The 20,600-nt window shown below is 70.0% G+C and carries 16 protein-coding genes; 14 read left to right on the top strand and 2 right to left on the bottom strand.

All coding sequences use genetic code 11. The features are described from left to right. Nucleotides 1-9 precede the first annotated feature (9 nt). From ACTJKK_RS05870 to ACTJKK_RS05860, 3 genes are read left to right on the top strand one after another with little or no spacing between them, the layout of a single operon-like run. On the top strand, nucleotides 10-1,119 hold the full coding sequence (locus ACTJKK_RS05870; RefSeq protein WP_440747306.1) for a hypothetical protein: 1,110 nt from the start codon (nucleotides 10-12) through the stop codon (nucleotides 1,117-1,119). Further along, a complete protein-coding gene (locus ACTJKK_RS05865; protein ID WP_440747305.1) occupies nucleotides 1,116-2,927 on the top strand; it encodes a thioredoxin domain-containing protein in 1,812 nt (603 codons plus the stop codon). The genes ACTJKK_RS05870 and ACTJKK_RS05865 overlap by 4 nt, the downstream gene beginning before the upstream one ends. 9 nt (nucleotides 2,928-2,936) lie before the next feature. Then, nucleotides 2,937-4,319 (top strand): amino acid permease, encoded by a 1,383-nt coding sequence (locus ACTJKK_RS05860; RefSeq protein WP_440747304.1) that lies wholly within the window; start codon nucleotides 2,937-2,939, stop codon nucleotides 4,317-4,319. A gap of 10 nt (nucleotides 4,320-4,329) precedes the next feature. On the opposite strand, the gene ACTJKK_RS05855 is transcribed toward ACTJKK_RS05860, so the two are convergent. Further along, a complete protein-coding gene (locus ACTJKK_RS05855) occupies nucleotides 4,330-5,901 on the bottom strand; it encodes a dolichyl-phosphate-mannose--protein mannosyltransferase (protein WP_440747303.1) in 1,572 nt (523 codons plus the stop codon). 22 nt (nucleotides 5,902-5,923) lie between these two features. On the opposite strand from ACTJKK_RS05855, the gene rsmI reads away from it, so the two are divergent. The 11 genes from rsmI (at nucleotide 5,924) to ACTJKK_RS05800 (ending at nucleotide 19,337) form a co-directional block, all read left to right on the top strand. Continuing rightward, the gene (gene rsmI / locus ACTJKK_RS05850) at nucleotides 5,924-6,745 is read left to right on the top strand and encodes a 16S rRNA (cytidine(1402)-2'-O)-methyltransferase (RefSeq protein ID WP_440747302.1); all 822 of its coding nucleotides are present in this window, start codon (nucleotides 5,924-5,926) and stop codon (nucleotides 6,743-6,745) included. Between the two features lie 8 nt (nucleotides 6,746-6,753). Continuing rightward, nucleotides 6,754-7,455, top strand: coding sequence for a class I SAM-dependent methyltransferase (locus ACTJKK_RS05845; protein WP_440747301.1), 702 nt, complete (start codon nucleotides 6,754-6,756; stop codon nucleotides 7,453-7,455). Between the two features lie 43 nt (nucleotides 7,456-7,498). Then, the gene (locus ACTJKK_RS05840) at nucleotides 7,499-8,599 is read left to right on the top strand and encodes a LacI family DNA-binding transcriptional regulator (protein WP_440747300.1); all 1,101 of its coding nucleotides are present in this window, start codon (nucleotides 7,499-7,501) and stop codon (nucleotides 8,597-8,599) included. Between the two features lie 99 nt (nucleotides 8,600-8,698). Next, nucleotides 8,699-10,363 carry an ABC transporter substrate-binding protein gene (locus tag ACTJKK_RS05835; RefSeq protein ID WP_440747299.1) on the top strand — a complete coding sequence of 555 codons (1,665 nt, stop codon included), beginning with the start codon at nucleotides 8,699-8,701 and terminating at the stop codon, nucleotides 10,361-10,363. Continuing rightward, on the top strand, nucleotides 10,360-11,340 hold the full coding sequence (locus tag ACTJKK_RS05830; RefSeq protein WP_247634278.1) for an ABC transporter permease: 981 nt from the start codon (nucleotides 10,360-10,362) through the stop codon (nucleotides 11,338-11,340). Before ACTJKK_RS05835 ends, ACTJKK_RS05830 begins: the two co-directional genes overlap by 4 nt. Further along, complete coding sequence (locus tag ACTJKK_RS05825; protein WP_247624889.1) at nucleotides 11,337-12,251, top strand: ABC transporter permease; 915 nt, start codon at nucleotides 11,337-11,339, stop codon at nucleotides 12,249-12,251. The genes ACTJKK_RS05830 and ACTJKK_RS05825 overlap by 4 nt, the downstream gene beginning before the upstream one ends. Next, nucleotides 12,248-13,972, top strand: a complete 1,725-nt coding sequence (locus tag ACTJKK_RS05820) for an ABC transporter ATP-binding protein (protein ID WP_440747298.1) — start codon at nucleotides 12,248-12,250, stop codon at nucleotides 13,970-13,972. The genes ACTJKK_RS05825 and ACTJKK_RS05820 overlap by 4 nt, the downstream gene beginning before the upstream one ends. 33 nt (nucleotides 13,973-14,005) lie before the next feature. Next, nucleotides 14,006-15,175: a glycoside hydrolase family 1 protein gene (locus ACTJKK_RS05815; protein WP_440747297.1), complete on the top strand. Its 1,170-nt coding sequence runs from the start codon at nucleotides 14,006-14,008 to the stop codon at nucleotides 15,173-15,175. 60 nt (nucleotides 15,176-15,235) lie between these two features. After that, nucleotides 15,236-16,819, top strand: a complete 1,584-nt coding sequence (locus ACTJKK_RS05810) for a molybdopterin-dependent oxidoreductase (protein ID WP_440747296.1) — start codon at nucleotides 15,236-15,238, stop codon at nucleotides 16,817-16,819. A 30-nt stretch (nucleotides 16,820-16,849) separates the two neighbouring features. After that, nucleotides 16,850-18,427, top strand: coding sequence for a methionine--tRNA ligase (gene metG / locus ACTJKK_RS05805; RefSeq protein ID WP_336641965.1), 1,578 nt, complete (start codon nucleotides 16,850-16,852; stop codon nucleotides 18,425-18,427). A gap of 37 nt (nucleotides 18,428-18,464) precedes the next feature. Further along, nucleotides 18,465-19,337 (top strand): TatD family hydrolase, encoded by an 873-nt coding sequence (locus ACTJKK_RS05800; RefSeq protein WP_440747295.1) that lies wholly within the window; start codon nucleotides 18,465-18,467, stop codon nucleotides 19,335-19,337. Here ACTJKK_RS05800 and ACTJKK_RS05795 read toward each other — a convergent pair. Beyond that, a complete protein-coding gene (locus ACTJKK_RS05795; protein ID WP_440747294.1) occupies nucleotides 19,316-20,599 on the bottom strand; it encodes an MFS transporter in 1,284 nt (427 codons plus the stop codon). The genes ACTJKK_RS05800 and ACTJKK_RS05795 overlap by 22 nt on opposite strands. Nucleotide 20,600: the final 1 nt, after the last annotated feature.

The following is a 20,600-nucleotide window of genomic DNA, read 5'->3' as shown; positions in this document are numbered from 1 at the left end:
TCGGGTCGCATGCCACGCACTTACTCCGCGGATACGATCTGCTCCCACTTATCGGCTCCGCGGCTCGCGCCGTATCTCGCACGTTCCGAGTCGGACGCTGACAAGGCGCTCTCGCTGTACGAGTGGAGCGCACGAATGTCATCCGCGTCGTTCGAGATCGTCGCTCATCTCGAGGTCCTCCTCCGGAACGCCCTGGATCGCGCACTCGCGCAACACGTCGATGAGTCAACGCGCGGTATGCCGTGGTTCTTGTGCCGCCCACCGGCCAACGACGAGATCGCGGGCGCGGTCGAGGTCGTGCGGGATCGTCTGCGTCCACTCAACCGAGACTCGCGCCATCAGATCGTCGCCGGACTCTCGTTCGGTTTCTGGTCGGGGATGCTCGGGCGCCGCTATGAAGAACTCTGGCGTGCCGCGCTTCGTCACGCCTTCCCTGGGTCGTCCGGGGCGAGGAAGCAGGTGGCGTCCGAGGTCGAAGCCATTCGCAAGTTCCGAAACAGGCTCGCGCATCACGATTCGATGCTCAACGTCGACATCCCTTTCGAGATCAGGAGGGTGCAGCGGGTCGCCGGATTCATCGGAGCCGATGCCGCGGATTGGTTGGCGGACATCGATCGCACCGGGGAAATCTATGCGGAGCGACCACACAGCCCGCTCGATACCGTCGTTGTCCCCGCCCGAGATGCGTGGACGTTCTACGAGTCCAATCTCGCTTATGTCTGCCAGGCGGGGCGGTGGTTCCAGCCAGTGGAGCGGATCGCGTTCTACGCGGATCAGGAGATCAAGTCCGAAGTTCCTCGGGTCGTGCACCGACGGGACAACGTTCCGTGGAGCGAAGCCGAGGCGGCGGGACTCGCGGCTTCCGCGGACCGGAACGATCGGAAGGTCGCGGCGGTGATCCGCGCATCGCTCGCCGCAGGAGGCGCTTCTGGGGTCAATCAGGTGTTCCTCCTCACCGGACCGGGCAATCCTGACCATCGTCAGCTCGCGCGTCCGCTCACTCACGAGACGAGCGGTCGTGGCACCGGTTACGTACGGCGACAGCGATACGTCTCACTGCACGCCTTGGAAACGGCGACGACGACAGCCGACCTCGCGACCGAGACGAGTTCATCATGACCAACCGGCTCGCCGACACGCTCAGCCCCTACCTCCGCGCGCACGCCGAGAACCCCGTCGACTGGTATCCGTGGGGCGAGGAGGCGTTCGCCGAGGCGCAGCGCCGCGACGTGCCGCTGATGATCTCGATCGGGTACTCGACGTGCCACTGGTGCCACGTGATGGCGCGCGAGTCCTTCTCCGACCCCGAGACCGCGGCGATCGTGAACCGCGACTTCGTGGCGGTGAAGGTCGACCGCGAGGAGCATCCCGAGGTCGACGGGGCGTACATGGCCGCGGCATCCGCGTTCACCCAGAACCTCGGCTGGCCGCTCACCGTCTTCGCGACCCCGCGCGGGCGCACGTTCTTCGCGGGCACCTACTGGCCACCGGACTCCCGCCCGCCGATGCCCTCGTTCCGCGAGGTGCTCGCGGCGGTGCAGGAGGGGTGGACGCAGCGCCGGGCGCAGGCCGAGGAGTCGGCGGATGCCGTGATCGAAGCACTCGCGCGCGCCGCCGAGACGACGCCCTCGGACCTGCCCGATGCTGCGGCGCTCGCGGGCGCGGCATCGGCGATCGCCGACCGCGAGGACCCGCAGCACGGCGGTTTCGGGGGCGCACCGAAGTTCCCCGTCGCGACGGTGCTGCGGTTCCTGCAGGCGCCGCTCGTGCGCCGGCAGAACGCGGCGGCGGCGGACGCGGGGCGGCGCGCTCTCTCCGCGATGGCCGCGAGTGATCTGCGCGACGACGTCGGGGGCGGGTTCTTCCGCTACGCGACGCAGCGCGACTGGACGGTGCCCCACTACGAGCGGATGCTCACCGATAACGCGCAACTGCTGGATGTCGCGCTGGACGACGGTGATGAAGTCACGGTGCGAGGGATCGCCGGGTTCCTCATCGACGTCCTCGAGCGCGAGGGCGGCGGGTTCGGAGCCGCCCAGGACTCCGAGTCGTGGATCGACGGCGAGCGCAGCGAGGGCGGCTACTACCTCCGTGATGCCGCCGGGCGTCAGGGTCTCGAACCGCCGGCCGTCGACGGCAAGGTGATCACGGGCTGGAACGGCCTCGCGATCGGTGCCCTCGCGCGCGCGGGCGCTGCTCTGGGCGAAGCATCGTGGGTCGACGCCGCCCGGCGGGCCGCGGATGCCGTGCTCACCACCAACCGCGATGCGAGCGGTGCCCTCGTGCGCGCGTCGCTCGACGGTGTGTCATCGACGGCCGTCGCGACCCCCTCCGATCTCGGCCTCCTCGCCGACGGCCTCTTCGCGCTGGCTCTCGCGACGGGGGAGGCGACGTGGGCGATCGCCGCACGGGGCATCGTCGATCTCGCCCTCGACGGCATCGCCGGCGATCCGCTCCTGAGCGCGCAGGGGATCGCCTCGTCTCCCGATCAGACCGACGGCGATCTGCCGTCCGGCTCCGCAGCACTCGCCCAGGCCGCGCTGACCGCGTGGCGTCTCGGGGCGGGGGAGCGGTACCGTGACGCAGCCGCCTCCGTGGTGCACGCCTACGCGGCATCCGCCCTGTCCCAACCGTTCGCGCACGGCAGTCTGTTGCGCGTCGCGGCCGGGCTCGTCGATCCGCCGCGGCAGATCGTGGTGGTCACCGACGACCCGGCGGGCGCACTCGCCGTCGCCGCCCGACGTGCGGATGCCGACGTGGTCGGCGTCGTGTCGCCCGCACAGGCCGAGGAGTTCGCCGCGGCCGGGTTCGAGCTGTTCGCCGGGCGCTCGGGCACGGAGGGTCTGGCCTACGACTGCCGCGGCTTCGTGTGCCTGCTACCGGTGAGCGAGCCTCACGAATTGTCGCGCGAGAGGGTCGCCGTCTAGGGTGGCGCGGTGACCGACTCCGCCCCCACCGCACCCGCCACCGCGTCGAGTACCGCATCGACCTCGTTGAAGCCGGGGCTGACGCGCCGTCAGATCTCGATGATGGGGCTCGGCAGCGCGATCGGTGCCGGTCTCTTCGTCGGCTCGGGGCAGGCGATCGGTCTGGCCGGTCCCGCGGTGCTGATCTCGTACCTCGTAGCGGGTTCCATCGTCGTGCTGGTGATGGCGATGCTCGCCGAGATGGTGGCCGCGCGCCCCAGCTCCGGCGCCTTCAGCTCCTACGCGCAGGATGCGATGGGGCGCAGCGCCGGCAGCGCGGTCGGATGGATGTACTGGATCCAGCTCGTGGTCGTCATCGCCGCCGAGGCGACGGGCGCCGCGGGTATCGTCGCGGGGTGGGTGCCGGCCGTGCCCGCCTGGGTGTGGGTACTGCTGTTCGTCGCCGCGTTCACCGCCATCAACCTCTTCGCGGTGAGCGGCTACGGGCGTTTCGAGTTCTGGTTCGCGGCGATCAAGGTGACCGCGATCATCGTGTTCCTCGTGATCGGCGTCTGCGCGATCCTCGGGCTGTTCCCCGGGGTGCCGGCGACCGGCATCGCGCATCTCTTCGACGAGGGCGGCTTCGCCCCGAACGGCGCCGCTGGCATCGCCGCCGCCCTGCTCATCGTCGTCTTCGCGTTCGGCGGCACCGAACTCGTCGCGATCGCGGCGGCGGAATCGGCGGACCCCGGCCGCAGTATCCGCCGGATCGTGCGCCAGGTGCTCGTGCGCATCCTCGTGTTCTACCTGGGCTCGATCTTCGTGATCGTCGCCGTGCTGCCGTGGAACACCCCGGCCGTGCTCGACGGTCCGTTCTCGGCGGTGCTCGCCACCCTGCGCCTTCCCGGCGTCGATCTGGTGATGTCGATCATCGTCGTCGTGGCGCTGTTGTCGGCCATGAACGCCAACATCTACGGCGCCTCACGCATGGTGTTCTCGCTGGGGGAGCGCGGCCTCGCGCCCCGCGCGCTCACGCGCACCACCGTGAAGGGGGTCCCGCGGATCGCCGTCGTGGCCTCGGTCGTCTTCGGCTTCGTGGCCGTGGGGCTGAACTGGGCGTTCCCCGACGTCGTGCTCCCGGTGCTGCTGAACGTGGTGGGCTCGACGCTGCTCGTGACGTGGGCGGCCGTCGCGGTGTCGCAGATCATCCTGCGCCGCCGCGCCGAGCGCACGGGCACGGAGCTGCCGATCCGCATGTGGGGCTTCCCCTGGCTGTCGTGGCTGTGCGTCGCTCTGATCGCCGGCGTCGTCGTGCTGGCGGCGTTCGATGCCGCGGCCCGCACGCAACTGCTGCTCACGGCCGGGCTGACGCTCGCGCTCTGGGTCGTCGCACGCCTGGCGGGCAAGCGCTGATCTCTCGGGGTCACACCCAGCCGGGCAGCCAGTTGTGCACGAGCCAGAACGGGTACGGCACGCTCATGCCGACCCACGACGGCAGGAAGAAGATCGACACCAGCACGGCGACGACCAGGAAGACGATCACGGTGCGCTCGCCGGACTGCCGTCGGTAAAGGGGGTCGTCGCGCCGACCGGCGATCGTGCGCAGCGTCAGGGCGAGCGCGATCACGAGGAACGGCATCATGACGACCGTGTAGAACTGGAAGATCGTGCGCTCGGGGAACATCAGCCAGGGCACGTACGTCACCGCGAGGCCGACGAGCGGGATGCCGATCTCGGCGCCGACCGACTGCCGCAGCACCCAGCCGCGCACGAGCCGGTAGAGCAGGTAGACGGATGCCGCGACGCCGGCGTACCAGATCAGCGGGTTCGGGATCGAGGAGATCACGGCGATGCAGTGGTCGGTGCCGCAGGGCCCGGGATCGCTGTCGACCCACACCGCGGTGGGGCGCAGGAGGAACGGCCACTCCCAGGCGGGACTCGCGTAGGGGTGCCCGCGGGTGAGCCCGACGTGGAACCCGAGCATGGACTGGTGGTAGTTCCACAGCGCGATCAGCGGATTCGGGTCGCTCTGCCGGTCGTACCCTCCCGCGGTGACCAGCCATCCTGTCCAGCTGACGAGGTAGGTCGCGAGCGCGGGGAAGACCAGCAGCACGAACGAGACCGGGCCCTGCCGGAAGACCGCGTCGGACGGCCAGACCACGACGCCCGCGCGGCGCCGCGCGAGGGCATCCGTCACGACGACGTACAGGCCGAAGCCCGCGAGCGCGTACAGGCCCGACCACTTCACGGCGGAGGCGGCGCCGAGGGCGACGCCCGCCGCGATCAGCCACGGGCGCCGCCACAGGATCGGACCCCACAGCGGCTCGGGTCTGTCGGGGTCGCCCCGTTCGAGGAGCGGGATCGTGCGGCGCCTGTCGAGGAGCACGAAGAGCACCCCGAGCAGCACGAAGAAGGTGAGCGGGCCGTCGAGCAGGGCGATGCGGCTGAGCACGATGCTCAGTCCGTCGATCGCGAGCAGGAAGCCGGCGACGGTCGCGACGACGGTCGATCCCGTCAGCACGCGTGCGATCAGGTAGACCAGCAGCACGGAGGCGGTGCCGAGGATGCCGGTGGCGAGGCGCCAACCCAGGCTGTCGGCCGGTCCGCCGGCGGCCATGCCCAGCGCGATCAGCCACTTGCCCAGCGGCGGGTGGACGATGAACGACCCCTTCTCCGACAGCGGGAGATCCTGGTTCGCGACGAACGCCTCGTTCGCGCCGTCGCCCCAGGTGCCCTCGTAGCCGAGCGTCCACAGCGACCAGGCGTCCTTGACGTAGTACGTCTCGTCGAAGGCGAGCTCGTGCGGGTGCCCGACGTTCACCAGTCGCAGGAAGGCCGCGAGCAGGGTCACCGCGAACGGCGCGAGCCAGTTCAGGATGCTGTTCCACTCCGGATCGAGCAGCAGACGGTCGCGGGTGCGCCCCCACCAGGTCGTGCGCTCCGCGTGTGCGGGCAGGTGCACAGGCAGCGCAGGAGCGGGATCGGGCGACGTCACGGGTACAGCCTAGGCTGGGCGGGTGATCATCCTCGCTGCGACCCCGATCGGAAATCTCGGCGATGCCTCGCGCCGCCTCATCGAGGTGCTCGAGAACGCGGAGGTCGTCGTGGCGGAGGACACCCGCACCACGCAGAAGCTGTTGAAGGCGCTCGAGATCGCCAACCGTCCGCGCCTGATCGCGCTGCACGATCACAACGAGAAGCAGAAGGCCGCCGAGCTCGCGACCCTCGCTATCGAGACCGACGTCGTCGTGATGAGCGATGCGGGCATGCCGACGGTGAGCGACCCCGGCTACGGGCTCGTCGCCGAGGCGGTAGCCCAGGGAGTGACGGTCACCGCCATCCCCGGGCCGAGCGCGCCGCTGATGGCCCTGGCGATCTCGGGCCTTCCCACCGACCGCTTCACTTTCGAGGGATTCCTGCCCCGCAAGCCCGCCGAGCGCCGCACGACGCTGCGGGCGCTCGCCTCCGAGCCGCGCACGATGGTGTTCTTCGAGTCGCCGGCCCGCCTCGCCTCGGCGCTCGCCGACATGGGGGCGGCTTTCGGCGACGACCGGCGCATCGCCGTCTGCCGCGAGCTCACCAAGTTCTACGAGGAGGTGCGCCGGGGAACGGCCGCCGAACTCGTCGCCTGGGCCGAGGGCGGCGTGAAGGGTGAGATCGTCGTGGTCGTCGAGGGGGCGCCGCGTCGCGATGCCTCGCCCGAGGACGCGCTCGCGCAGGTGCAGCGGCTCGTCGCCGACGGCATCCGCCTGAAGGATGCCGCCTCGGAGGTCGCCGCACTCACGGGGCTGTCATCGCGGGATCTTTACCAGGCTGCGCTCGCCGCGAAGAAGGGCTAGCCACGCGCATGTCGGACGCGGTCGCGTCGGAGGCGGTCACATCGGACAGCGGGATCGCCGCGGCGTACTCCGCGCGCGCCGAGGAGTACGTGCGCGCGCTCGGCGACATCGAGCAGCTGGATGCCGCGGACCGCGCGACCATCGCGGCCTGGCGCGACTCCACGACGGGGACGCTGCTGGATGCCGGCAGCGGGCCGGGGATGTGGACACGGTTCCTCGGCGGCGGCGGTGGTGGCGGCGGTGGCGGCGGCACGCGCGACGAAGGCGGGCGCGACGTCTGGGGCCTCGACGTCACCGAGGCGTTCGTCGCCTCGGCCAGGGCGCGCTTCCCGGAGACGACCTTCGCGGTCGGATCGTTCCGGGAGATCCCCGCAGCGGATGCCTCGCTCGGCGGCATCCTCGCCTGGTACTCGCTGATCCACACCCCGCCCGCCGAGGTGCCCGCCGTGCTGGCGGAGTTCGCGCGGGTGCTCCGGCCCGGCGGCAGCCTGCTGCTCGGCTACTTCGACGGCACCGCACGCCAGGCGTTCGCGCACCGGGTGACGACCGCGTACTTCTGGTCGGCCGAGGCTCTCGGGGCGCTGCTCGTCGACGCGGGCTTCACGGGGGTGTCGGCCGAGCGCCGCGATCGCCGGTCGGGCGAGGCGAGCTCGCGCCCGCACGGTGCGCTGACCGCGGTGCGGCGTGATCCGCCGGGTACCCTGGCCTGACGTCCCGGCGCCGGGGCGCGACCACCAGGACGGAGCAATCATCGTGAGCAGGTCCGTGACCGTCTACGACGTCGCCGCGCGCGCCGGAGTCTCGATCGCCACGGTCTCGCGGGTGCTGCGCTCGCCGGATGCCGTCCGCGCGACCACCCGCGAACGGGTGCGCGAGGCGGTCGCCGAACTCGGCTACGTGCCCAGCGGCAGCGCGCGCGGGCTCGCCGAGCGGCGCACGGGAGTGCTGGGGCTGTACTTCCCGGGGTTCGACGCGGCCGAGGAGGCCCCGGATCTCGACGTGTTCGTGGACGACCCGGCATCCGTCCCGCCGTTCACCCTGGCGCACGACGACGGCGAGGTGCATCCGACGTCGCTCTTCCTCGACGAGGTGCTGCGCGGGGCCGAACTCGAGGCGTGGAAGCGCGGTTTCGTGCTCATGATCGGCGTCGGCCGCGACGACCCCGACCGCTCGACGGTGCGCGACATGGCGGGGCGCGTCGACGGTCTGGTCGTGCTCGCTCGGAGCGTGCCCGACGACGTGCTCGCCCGACTGTCGCGTCGCATCCCCGTGGTCGTGCTCTCCGGGCCACCCCGCGGAGACGACTACGACCACGTGACGGTGAGCAACAGCGAGGCGATGGCCGAGCTCACCCGGCACGTGCTCGCGCAGGTGCCGGAGGGTGCCCGCGTGGCCTTCCTCGCCGGACCCGAGGACTCGCCGGACGGCGGGCAGCGGTGGGAGGGCTTCTCGCAGGCCGTGCGCGCCGCGGGAGTCGGAACGGATGCCGTGACCGTGGTGCGGGGCGACTTCACCCGCGAGTCCGGACGCCGAGCTACGGAGGGCCTGTTGGTCGGGGGAGCCCCCGAAGCCCTCATCGCGGCCAACGACCAGATGGCGCTCGGTGCGATCGACGTGCTCCGCGGCGCCGGGCTGCGCGTGCCGGAGGACGTGCTCGTGACCGGGTTCGACGGCATCGAGGCGGCGGCGCTCTCGCGCCCCGCGCTGACCACGATCCGGCAGCCGATGATCGACCTCGGACGCGCGGCGGTGCAGGTGCTCGCGCGTCGGTTGGAGCATCCGGATGCCCCGCCCGCCGTCGTGCGCCTGCCCCTGCAGATCCTGCTCCGGGAGAGCTCTCAGCGCCCGTCCTGAATTCGTCACCCCCTTGCGCGATCGAAATGTATGCGCTTACAGTGGCTTCTCGAGGGGCCACCGGGTCCCTCCATGACGACGACGACATGAGGTGGACGCGTGGCGAAGACGCACATGCTCCGACGCTGGCGCAGGACGGCGGTGGTCGCGCTCGCGGCGGCGGCCGTGGCGCTGAGCGGATGCAGCATCCAGATCACATCCCAACCCGATCCCACGATCGGCGACGACACGATGCTCATCAACGCCGACCACGGAAACCCGTTCTTCACCCGGAACTTCAACCCGTACCTGACGAACACGCGCACGGCGTCGCGCTGGATCTACGAACCGCTCATCCTGGTGAACCCGCTCGACGGCGAACTGAACCCGTGGCTGGCGACCGAGTGGTCGCAGCCCGACGCGAAGACGATCGTCATGACGATCCGCGACGGCGTCGAGTGGAGCGACGGCGAGCCGCTCACCCCGGATGACGTCGCGTTCACGTTCCAGCTGCTGAAGGACGAGCCCACGCTCGACATCAAGGGCGCCTGGCAGCACATCGAGAGCGTCGAGACGCAGGGGAACGACGTCGTCTTCCACCTGCTGAGCGAGGACGCCCCGTCGCTGTCGATCATCGGCCTCACGATGATCGTGCCCGAGCACCTCTGGGCCGACGTCGAGGACCCGGGCACCTATCGCAACGAGGAGCCGGTCGGCACCGGGCCCTTCGTGCTCGGCAACTACAACGACCAGCAGTACTCGATGGATCGCAACCCCGACTACTGGCAGGCCGACTCGATCGAGATCGAGCACATCGTCCTGCCCGCCACGAACAACCAGCTCGACACCGTCAGCCGCGGATACGACTGGGCGTACGCCTTCATCTCCGACGTGGAGGGCACGTGGGGCGCGGCGAGCGAGCACAACTCCTGGTGGTTCCCGCCGGGCGGGGTGATCGCGCTCATGCCGAACCTCGAGGTCGCGCCGTTCGACGACGTGAACGTCCGGCGCGGCATCGCCCTCTCGCTCGACCGCGAGGAGATCGCCGAGACGGCATCCGAGGGGTACATGGAGCCCGCCGGCCAGACCGGCCTCATCCTGCCCAACCAGGAGAAGTACCTCGACCCGTCGATCCCCGACTCCGGAATGATCACGCAGGACACGGATGCCGCGCTCGCGGCGTTCGAGCAGGCCGGATACACCCTCGACGGCGATCGTCTCGTCGGCCCCGACGGCGCGCAGCTCGAGTTCGCCCTCACGACCGCGAACGGCTTCACCGACTGGACCCGCGCGGCCCAGAGCGTGCAGAGCCAGCTCGCCGCGGTGGGCGTGAAGGTCACGCTGAAGCTGCCGCAGCCGGCCGGGTACCAGAGCGCGATCAGCAACGGCGACTTCGAGATGGCGATCGGCGGCATGGGCAACGGTGACGCCTACCAGGCCTACAACAACCTGCTCTCGAGCGAGTTCTACGTGCCCTCCGGAGAGCCGACCGCGAACAACTTCGAGCGCTACCGCTCGGACGAGGCGGATGCCCTGCTGCTCGAGTACCGCGAGACGGTCGATCCCGACCGGCAGGCCGAGATCGTGCGCGAGCTGCAGAACATCGTCTACGACGAGATGCCCGTGATCGGGCTCTACTACGGCGGCATCTGGGGTCTGTTCAGCGATGCGAAGTTCACCGGCTGGCCGAGCGCGGACGACCCGTACATGATCCCGCAGAACTACGACTCGGCCCCCCTCATGATCTTCACGAAGCTCAAGCCCGTGAAGGAGGGCGACCGATGAAGTACCTCCTGCAGAAGCTCGGCCTGTTCGTGCTCACGCTATGGGCCGCGATCACCCTGAACTTCTTCCTGCCGCGGCTCATGCCCGGTTCTCCCGCCGACGCGGCGATCGCGAAGCTCTCGCAGAACGGACCGGTGTCCGACGCGACCCGGGCCGCCATCGAAGCCCAGCTCGGTGTGCCGGGCGGGTCGCTGTGGGACCAGTACGTGGCCTATCTCGGTCAGGTCGCGACGCTCGACTTCGGCGTCTCGTACACCTTCTATCCGCAGTCGGTGGCGAGCATGGTCTCGACCGCACTGCCGTACACGATCGGGCTCGTCGGCATCGTCACGATCCTCGCGTTCGTGATCGGCACGCTCATCGGCGTCGCGGCCGCCTGGCGCCGCGGCACCTGGCTCGACTCCCTGCCGACGCTGACGGGATCCTTCCTCAGCACGTTCCCGTACTTCTGGACGGCGCTGCTGCTGCTGTTCTTCCTCGGCTACGTGCTGCACTGGTTCCCGACGACCGGCGCCTACTCGGCGACGACGACCCCGGGGTTCACCCTCGAGTTCATCGGCGATCTCGCCCGGCACGCGGTGCTGCCCGCGCTGACGATCCTGCTCACATCGCTGGGCGGATGGATCATCGGCATGCGCAACGCCATGATCAACACGCTCGGCGAGGACTACATCACCTTCGCCGAGGCGAACGGTCTCCACGGGCGCACCATCGCCGTGCGCTACGCGGCGCGGAACGCGATCCTCCCCAACCTCACCGGCTTCGGGCTCACGCTCGGCGGCGTGGTGGGCGGGTCGATCCTCGTCGAGCAGGTGTTCGGCTATCCCGGCATCGGGTACCTGCTCTTCAACGCCGTGATCGGGCAGGACTACCCGCTCATGCAGGCGCTCTTCCTGATGATCACCGTGAGCGTGCTCATCGCCAACTTCCTCGTCGACATCCTGTACGGCGTGCTGGATCCAAGGACCCGCCGATGACTTCCACCATGAACGTCAAGATCCCCTCCGATCGCATCGCCCAGCCGAGCCGTTGGCGCTCGGTCGGCCGCATGGTCGGCACGCTGTGGTCGAACGGCAAGGCCCGCATCGGGCTGTGCCTGCTCGCCTTCTTCGTGCTGGTGGCCGTGTTCGCCCCGCTCCTGGCTCCCTACGGCGCGAAGGAGAACGGCTTCGAACGCAACGCGGATGCCTCGGCCGCGCACTGGCTGGGCACCACCGCGGCGGGAGAGGACGTGCTGAGTCAGCTCATCTACGGCGCGCAGGTCAGCCTGCTGGTCGGCTTCGCCGCCGGCATCCTCTCGACCATCGTCGCCGTCCTGATCGGTCTCAGCTGGGGGTACATGCGCGGGTTCTCGGGCGAGGTCGTCGGCTTCGTCGTCAACCTGTTCCTGGTGATCCCCGGCCTGCCCCTCATGATCGTGATCGCCGCCTACCTGCAGAACGGCGGCATCCTGATGATCATCGCGGTGATCGTCATCACCGGCTGGGCGTGGGGAGCGCGCGTGCTGCGCAGCCAGACGCAGTCGCTGCGCGGCAACGACTTCGTGGCCTCGGCACAGTTCTCGGGCGACAGCCCGGCACGCATCGTGTTCCGCGAGATCCTGCCGAACATGACGTCGATCATCGCCGGCACGCTCTTCGGGGCGGCCACGGCGGCGATCCTCGCGGAGGCGGGCCTGGAGTTCCTCGGACTCGGCGACTCGAGCATCGTCAGCTGGGGCACGATGCTCTACTGGGCGCAGAACTCCAACTCCCTGCTCACGGGCCAGTGGCTGCTGCTGTTCGCCCCCGGTCTGTGCATCGCGCTGCTGGCGCTGAGCCTCACACTCATCAACTTCGGCGTGGACGGCATCTCCAATCCACGCCTGCGGGAAGGGAAGGGGCGATGACCGCCATGACCGTGTCAGAGACGACCGAGAACCCGATCCTTCTCGAGGTCGAGCAACTGTCGGTGGAGTACGCCTCTCCCGGCGCCGAACCGGTGCAGGCCGTGCACGACGTGTCGTTCACGCTGCGGCAGGGCGAGTTCGTGGGACTGGTCGGCGAGTCGGGGTCGGGCAAGTCGACGCTCGGCTTCGCGCTGACCCGGCTGCAGAAGCCCCCGGCGCGCATCAGCGGCGGACGGATCCTGTTCGACGGCAAGGACATCCGCGACCTCGACGCCGAGGGGCTGCGCCGGCAGCGTCAGGGCGGGTTCGCGATGGTGCTGCAGTCGGGCATGAACGCGCTGAACCCGGTGCGCACGGTCGGCCACCACTTCGCCGACATCTTCGCCGCGCACGGCCACGTGCTGCGCGACGACCGCGACGCTCGCGCCCGCGAACTCGTCGCGAAGGTGGGGCTCGACCCGGCCGTGCTCGCGCGCTACCCGGGCGAGCTGTCCGGCGGCATGCGCCAGCGCGCCTCGATCGCCCTCGCCCTGTCGCTCGAGCCGCAGCTCATGGTGTTCGACGAGCCGACGACCGCGCTCGACGTGCTCGTGCAGCACGCCGTGATGGACACGATCCGAGACCTGCAGCGCGCCGAGGGGTTCACCGCGATCCTCATCAGCCACGACCTCGGCATCGTGCTCGAGGCCACCGATCGCGTGATGGTGATGCACGAGGGCCGCATCGTTGAGGATGCGGCGAGCGCCGACATCCTGCACTCCCCGCAGGACGAATACACGCGCATGCTGCTCAGCCACTACGCCGATCCGCGCGCCGAGACCCTCTCGATCCCCGGGTTCGTGGATGCCGGCACCCGCCGGCGCGAGGGGCGCTCGCGCACCGACGTGACCGAGACGCTGCCGACGGTGTCGCAGCGCGACACGCGGCGGGCGGATGCCGCGATCGTCGTCGACGGCGTGAGCAAGCGCTATCCCGCTCCGCGTCGCGGACAGGATGCCGTCACCGCGGTCGACGACGTGTCGTTCCGGCTGGAGCCGGGGGAGGCCCTGGCGCTCGTCGGCGCCTCGGGGTCGGGCAAATCCACGATCGCGAAGCTGCTCACCGGCATCGAGAAGCCGACCGCGGGCACGGTGCGTTTCGGCGAGACCGACGTCGCGTCGCTGAAGCGTCGGGGTCTGCGCGATCTGCGCAAGGACGTGCAGATGGTCTTCCAGGATCCCTACGCCGCGCTCAACCCGCTGCACACCGTCGAGTACGCGCTCAGCCGGCCGATCCGCAACTACACGCCGCTGCGCGGGGCGGAGGCGCGCGCCCGGGTGCTCGAACTGCTCGACACCGTCGGACTCACCCCTGTCGAGCAGTTCGCGGCGAAGCTGCCGCACCAGCTGTCGGGCGGTCAGCGTCAGCGCGTCGTGATCGCGCGGGCTCTCGCGAGCGATCCGCAGGTGCTGATCGCCGACGAGCCGGTGTCGATGCTCGACGTCTCGCTGCGGGCCGGTGTGCTCGCCCTGCTCGAGGATCTGCGCGAGCGCTGGGGCATCAGCATGCTCTACATCACGCACGATCTGCTCAGCGCCCGCCTGGTGACCGAGAACATCCTCGTGCTCAACCGCGGCCGCGTCGTGGAGCGCGGCGAGACCTCTCAGGTGCTGCAGCATCCCGAGGACCCCTACACGGTCGAGTTGCTCGATGCCGTCCCCAACCCCGCGCGTTCGCGCTGAGACCCCACAAGACCCCTCATGAAAGGAGCATCCGTGCTCGCATTCCCCGACGGCTTCCTCTGGGGCGCCGCGACCGCCGCCCACCAGGTCGAAGGCAACAACACGACCAGCAACTGGTGGCGCATGGAGCATGCGCCGGACTCGCCGATGGTGGAGCCATCCGGAGACGCCGCCGACCACCTGCACCGCTATCCCGAGGACATGCGGCTGCTCGCCGACGCGGGGCTCAACTCGTACCGCTTCTCGCTGGAGTGGGCGCGGATCGAGCCGGAGCGCGGGTTCGTCTCGCGGGCGATGCTCGACCACTACCGGCGCATGATCGACACCGCTCGCGAGAACGGTCTCGATCCGACGGTCACGCTGATGCACTTCACGGTGCCCGAGTGGTTCCAGCGCGACGGCTTCTGGCGCGCGGATGACGCGGTCGACCTCTTCTCGCGCTACGTCGAGACCGTCCTGCCGATCCTCGACGGGGTGCGGTACGTCTGCACGATCAACGAGCCGAACATCGCTGCCATGCTCGCGGGCGGCGAGGACGCATCGAACCTCGTGGCCTACGGTCTGCCGAACCCCGATCTCGCGGTCGCCGACACCCTGCTCGACGCCCACCACCGCGCCTCCGAGATCGTGCACTCGGTGTCGGGCGCGCAGGCGGGGTGGACCATCGCCACCCAGGCGTTCCACTCGACCGGCGAGCCGGGCGCCGACGAGATGCTCGCGCAGTACGGCGATCCGCGCGACCACTGGTACCTCGAGCAGTCCGCGGGCGACGACTTCGTGGGCGTGCAGGCGTACACGCGCACCTTCATCGGTCCGGAGGGGCCGCTGCCGGTCTCGGCCGATGTCGAGACGACGCTCACCGGATGGGAGTTCTTCCCCGAGGCGCTGGAGCTCGGCGTGCGCAGCGCCTGGGAGCGCAGCGGAGGGGTGCCGGTGATCGTGACCGAGAACGGCATCGCGACCGCCGACGACACCCGCCGCATCGCCTACACGCAGGGGGCCCTGGAAGGGTTGCACCGGGCGATCTCCGACGGCATCGAGGTGCGCGGCTACCAGCACTGGAGCGCGCTCGACAACTACGAGTGGGCGAGCGGTTTCGCCCCGACGTTCGGGCTGATCGCGTTCGATCGCGAGACGTTCGCGCGCACACCGAAGCCCTCGCTCGCGTGGCTCGGAGAGGTCGCACGCCGGAACGCTCTCTGAGAGCCGGCGCACGAGCGCACGTCCGGTCGCCGGGCGTGCGCGGCGGCGTACGATCAGGGGATGATGCAGACGCCGCCGCAGATGCCGCCGAACGCGCTCGGGGCTCCGAGCGATCGGGGCTCGGCGGAGCGCGTCCGGGCGGCGGCCGCCGGGCTCGCCGCCGCCACTCTCGGCGTGGGCGTCGCAGAACTCGTCGCCGCCCTCATCGCCCCGGAGGCGAGTCCGTTCGCGGTCATCGGCGGCGGGCTCATCGATCTCGCACCGGCGTGGGCGAAGGACACGGCGATCGCGCTCTTCGGAACTGCCGACAAGGTCGCGCTGCTGGTCGGCATCGGGGTGGTCCTCGCTGCGGTCGCAGCTCTGGCCGGCGTGGTCGAACGGCGCATCTCCGGCCTCGGGGCGACGATGTTCGGTGTCCTGGGCGCGGTGGCGGTGCTGGTGGCGTTGACGCGGGCGAACCCGGGCCCCTACGCGTGGGTGCCCGGGATCGTCGCGGGCGGGATCTCGGCGTTCGTCCTGCGGCTGCTGATCCGCCGCCTCCGCCCGATCGTGGGCGTCGCGCCCGACCCCGACGATCGACGCCGCTTCCTGCTGTGGACGGGCGGCGTCGCGGCCGCGGGCGTGGTCTCCCTGCTCATCGGGAATGCGGCCCGCGGCGCCTCACGATCTCTCGAGGCGGTGCGGAAGGCGCTGACGCTGCCCAAGCCGACGACCGCGGCGGCGGCGGTGCCGAGCGGCGCCGAGCTCGATCTGCCGGGCCTCGCCCCCGTCGTCACTCCGACCGAGCAGTTCTACCGGATCGACACGGCCCTCGTGGTCCCGCGCGTGGACCCCGCCGACTGGTCGCTCCGCATCCACGGCATGGTCGATCGTGAGGTGGTGGTCACCTGGGACGAGTTGCTGTCGCTGCCGATGACCGAGTCCTACGTCACGCTCTCGTGCGTGTCGAACGAGGTGGGCGGCTCGTTGATCGGCAACGCCCGCTGGCTCGGCTATCCGTTGCGCGAACTGCTCGCCCGCGCCGGGGTGCAGTCCGACGCCGACATGGTGCTCTCGACCTCGGCGGACGGGTTCACCGCCTCGTCGCCGATCGAGGCGCTCACCGACGATCGCGATGCGCTCCTGGCGATCGGGATGAACGGTGCCCCTTTGACCCTGGAGCACGGCTTCCCCGCCCGGATGGTGGTGCCGGGGCTCTACGGATACGTCTCGGCGACGAAGTGGGTCACCGAGCTCGAGGTCACGCGCTTCGACCGGGCGATGGGGTATTGGACCCCGCGCGGATGGTCCGACCACGGCCCGATCAAGCTGCAGTCGCGCATCGACGTGCCGCGCGGCGGACGGACGGTCGTTGCGGGGGAGACGATGATCGCGGGCATGGCCTGGTTTCCGCACACGGGCGTCGCAGGCATCGAGGTGCGCGTCGACGGCGGGTCGTGGCAGGCTGCCGACCTCGCGACCGCGATCTCCGACGACACCTGGGTGCAGTGGAGCATGCCCTGGTCGGCGCAGGTCGGCGAGCACACCATCGAGTGCCGGGCGATCGGTGCCGACGGCGACACGCAGACCGAGCAGCGTGCGGCCCCCGCACCCGACGGCGCCCAGGGCTGGCACCGCATCGACGTGACGGTGGGACCGGCGTAACGTCGCCCTGCGGGCACCTAGAATTGCTCCATGCCCGCAGGCGAATCGTTCTACATCACCACGCCCATCTACTACCCCTCCGACGTGCCCCACATCGGCCACGGGTACACCTCGGTGGCGGTCGACACGCTCGCGCGCTGGCACCGCCAGGCGGGCGACGACACCTGGATGCTGACGGGCACCGATGAGCACGGCCAGAAGATGCTGCGCGCGGCGGCGGCGAACAACGTCACCCCGCAGGAGTGGGTCGACAAGCTCGTCACCGAGGCGTGGTTCCCGTTGCTGAAGACCCTCGATGTCGCCAACGACGACTTCATCCGCACGACGCAGGAGCGTCATGAGGAGCGCGTGAAGAAGTTCGTGCAGGCGATCTACGACCGCGGCTACATCTACGCCGGCGAGTACGAGGCGCTCTACTGCGTGGGCTGCGAGGAGTTCAAGCCCGAGTCCGAGATCCTCGACGGCACCGGTCCCTTCGAGGGACTGAAGGTCTGTGCGATCCACTCCAAGCCCCTCGAGCTGCTGCAGGAGAAGAACTACTTCTTCAAGCTCAGCGAGTTCCAGGACCGTCTGCTCGAGCTCTACAAGGAGCAGCCCGACTTCATCCGCCCGGAGTCGGCGCGCAACGAGGTCGTCTCGTTCGTGCGCCAGGGTCTCAAGGACCTCTCGATCTCGCGGTCGGCGTTCGACTGGGGCATCGAGGTGCCGTGGGACGACGCGCACGTCATCTACGTGTGGGTCGACGCACTGCTCAACTACGCGACCGCGGTCGGCTACGGCGACGACGATGCGAACTTCGATCGGCGCTGGCCGGCCTACCACGTGGTCGGTAAGGACATCCTGCGCTTCCACGCGGTCATCTGGCCGGCGATGCTGATGGCCGCGGGCGTCGATGTGCCCAAGGGCGTCTTCGCGCACGGCTGGCTGCTGGTCGGCGGCGAGAAGATGTCGAAGTCGAAGCTCACCGGCATCGCGCCGACCGAGATCACCGATGTCTTCGGCTCCGACGCGTACCGCTTCTACTTCCTGTCGGCGATCGCCTTCGGTCAGGACGGCTCGTTCTCGTGGGAGGACCTCGCGGCGCGCTACCAGGCCGAGCTCGCGAACGGCTTCGGCAACCTCGCCTCGCGCACGACCGCGATGATCGAGAAGTACTTCGAGGGGATCGTGCCGCCCGCGGGCGAGTACACCGAGAAGGACCTCGCGATCCAGCAGATCGTGGCGGATGCCGCGACGAAGGCGGATGCCGCGATCGAGCAGTTCCGCATCGACGAGGCGATCTCGTCGATCTGGAAGATCGTCGACGCGCTCAACGGCTACATCACCGAGAACGAGCCGTGGGCGCTGGCCCGTGACGAGGCGCAGCGCGAGCGGCTCGGCACCGTGCTGTACACGTGCGCCGAGGGATTGCGCGCGCTCGCCGTGCTGCTGTCGCCGGTGATGCCGCAGTCCACCGAGAAGCTCTGGGAGGCGCTCGGCGCCGGAGACGACCTGGGCCGCCTGCAGGATCAGCCGATCCGCGAGGCGGGCGCCTGGGGTGCGCTGAAGCCGGGCACGAGCGTCAACGGTCTCGCGCCGCTGTTCCCGCGCGTGGAGACGACCGCCTGAGAATCGACGACCGCCTGAACCGGAGGGGCGCGCGAGTATGACGTACGTGCAGCAGCGAAGCAACGACGGGCGCAAGGATCTGCGGTATCCGGCGGCTCCCGAGCCGCTCGCGGTGCCGGTGTACGACAACCACGCGCACCTCGACATCGTCGACGGCGATGAGCCGCTGACGCTCGGCGAGCAGCTCGATCGCGCGCAGGCGGTCGGGATCGCCGGCGTCGTGCAGTCCTCGGGAGATATCGAGTCGTCGCGCTGGGCGGTCGATGCCGCGGCATCCGATCCCCGTGTGCTCGCCGCGGTCGCGATCCACCCGAACGACGCGCCCACCTACGCCGACGAGGGGCGCCTCGACGAGGCCATCGCGGTGATCGACGAGCTCGCCGCGCACCCGCGCACGCGGGCCGTCGGCGAGACCGGCCTCGACTTCTTCCGCACCGATCCCGAACGCCGGGGCCCGCAGCACGCCTCGTTCGAGGCGCACATCGCGATCGCGAAGAAGCACGGCATCGCGATGCAGATCCACGATCGCGATGCGCACGATGCGGTGCTCGAGACGCTGACGCGGGTCGGCGCGCCCGAGACGACGGTGTTCCACTGCTTCTCGGGCGATGACGCGATGGCCCGCGTCTGCGCGGACGCCGGGTACTACCTGTCGTTCGCCGGCAACGTGACGTTCAAGAACGCGCAGAACCTGCGCGATGCGTTGAGGGTCACGCCCCTCGACCGCATCCTGGTCGAGACGGATGCCCCCTTCCTCACTCCCGTGCCGCTGCGCGGACGGCCGAACGCGCCGTACCTCGTACCGATCACGGTGCGCTTCATGGCCGCCGAACTCGATCTCGAGGTCGACGAGCTCTGCGCGCGGATCGCCGCGAACACGCAGCGGGTCTACGGCTCGTTCGAGGGCTGAGCCGGGTCGTCCTGTGTGACCGGCCTTGCGCTGACGATCGCGCTGATCGGCTTCCAGACGAACAGCAGGGTCAGCGCCGCTCCGGCGAAGGCGAACCACCACGGGGCCGTGAGGCCCCAGATCTCGGCGATCACACCGCCGAGGGCCTGGCCGACCACCATGCCCCCGAAGACGCCGACCATGTTCACCGAGGCGACGCGGCCCTGCAGTTCGGCGGGCACGAGCCGTTGGCGCACGGTGGTCGAGATCGTGCCCCAGACGAAGGCGTAGGCGCCGAAGAAGAACATGATCACGAGCGCCACCCACCCCACGGTGGTGAGCGCGAAGGCCAGGTGCATGAGCACCTCGAGCGTCAGCACGATGCGCATGAGGCTCGCGAACGAGATGTGCCGCTCCAGCCACCCGAAGCTCAGCGTCGCGAGAATACCGCCGACGGCCGAGGCCGTGGTGAGCGCTCCGTAGCCCACCGCTCCCATGTGCAGGTGCTCGGTCGCGTAGAGCACGAGCACACCCCAGGGCGCTGCCCAGGTGACGTTGAAGAGCAGGATGATGAGCACCAGCATCCGCACCGGAGGGTTGCGCCAGAGCCACCGCAGACCCTCGGCGATGTCGGTGTGCACGGGAGGGTGCGCGGAGCCGCCGCCGTCGGCACTCGCGCGCGGGGGCACCGGGGTGCGGGCCAGGCGCGAGATCAGCACGACGGCCGCGAGCACGCAGACGATCTCGACGAGGAACGGCCAGGCGCTGCCCGCCGCGAAGAGGAAGGCGCCGAGCGGCGGGCCGGCGAACTGGTTGGCCACGAGATAGCCCGCCTGGAGCCGTGCGTTGCCGATGCCGAGATCGGCGGGCTGCAGCAGCATCGGCAGCAGCGTGCTGCCCGCGGTGTCGACGAAGACCTCGGCCGTGCCGTAGAGGAAGGCCACCGCCAGCACGATCCAGATGTTGGCGGTACCGGTCACGAGGAAGACGCACAGCGCGGTGAGGACGACGGCGCGGGCGGCGTTGGCGAGCATCACCAGTCGCCGCCGGTCGAAGCGGTCGGCGATCGCTCCCGCGTGCAGTCCGAAGAGCAGCCACGGGAGGAACTGCAGGATGGCGCCGGCCGCGACGAGGATCGGCGACGAGGTCATCGAGGCGATCAGCAGGGGCGCGGCCGCGAGAGCGACGCCGTCGCCGACGTTGCTGGTCCACGACGATGCCAGCAGCCACCGGAAATCGCGCCCCATGCGGCGCGGGGCGACGAGTTCTCCGAGGGTGGGCACC

The sequence above is a fragment of the Microbacterium sp. 22179 genome, assembly GCF_052045715.1.
In the GTDB taxonomy this organism is placed as follows: Bacteria; Actinomycetota; Actinomycetes; order Actinomycetales; family Microbacteriaceae; genus Microbacterium; species Microbacterium galbinum.
This window is presented reverse-complemented; position numbering and strand designations above follow the sequence as displayed.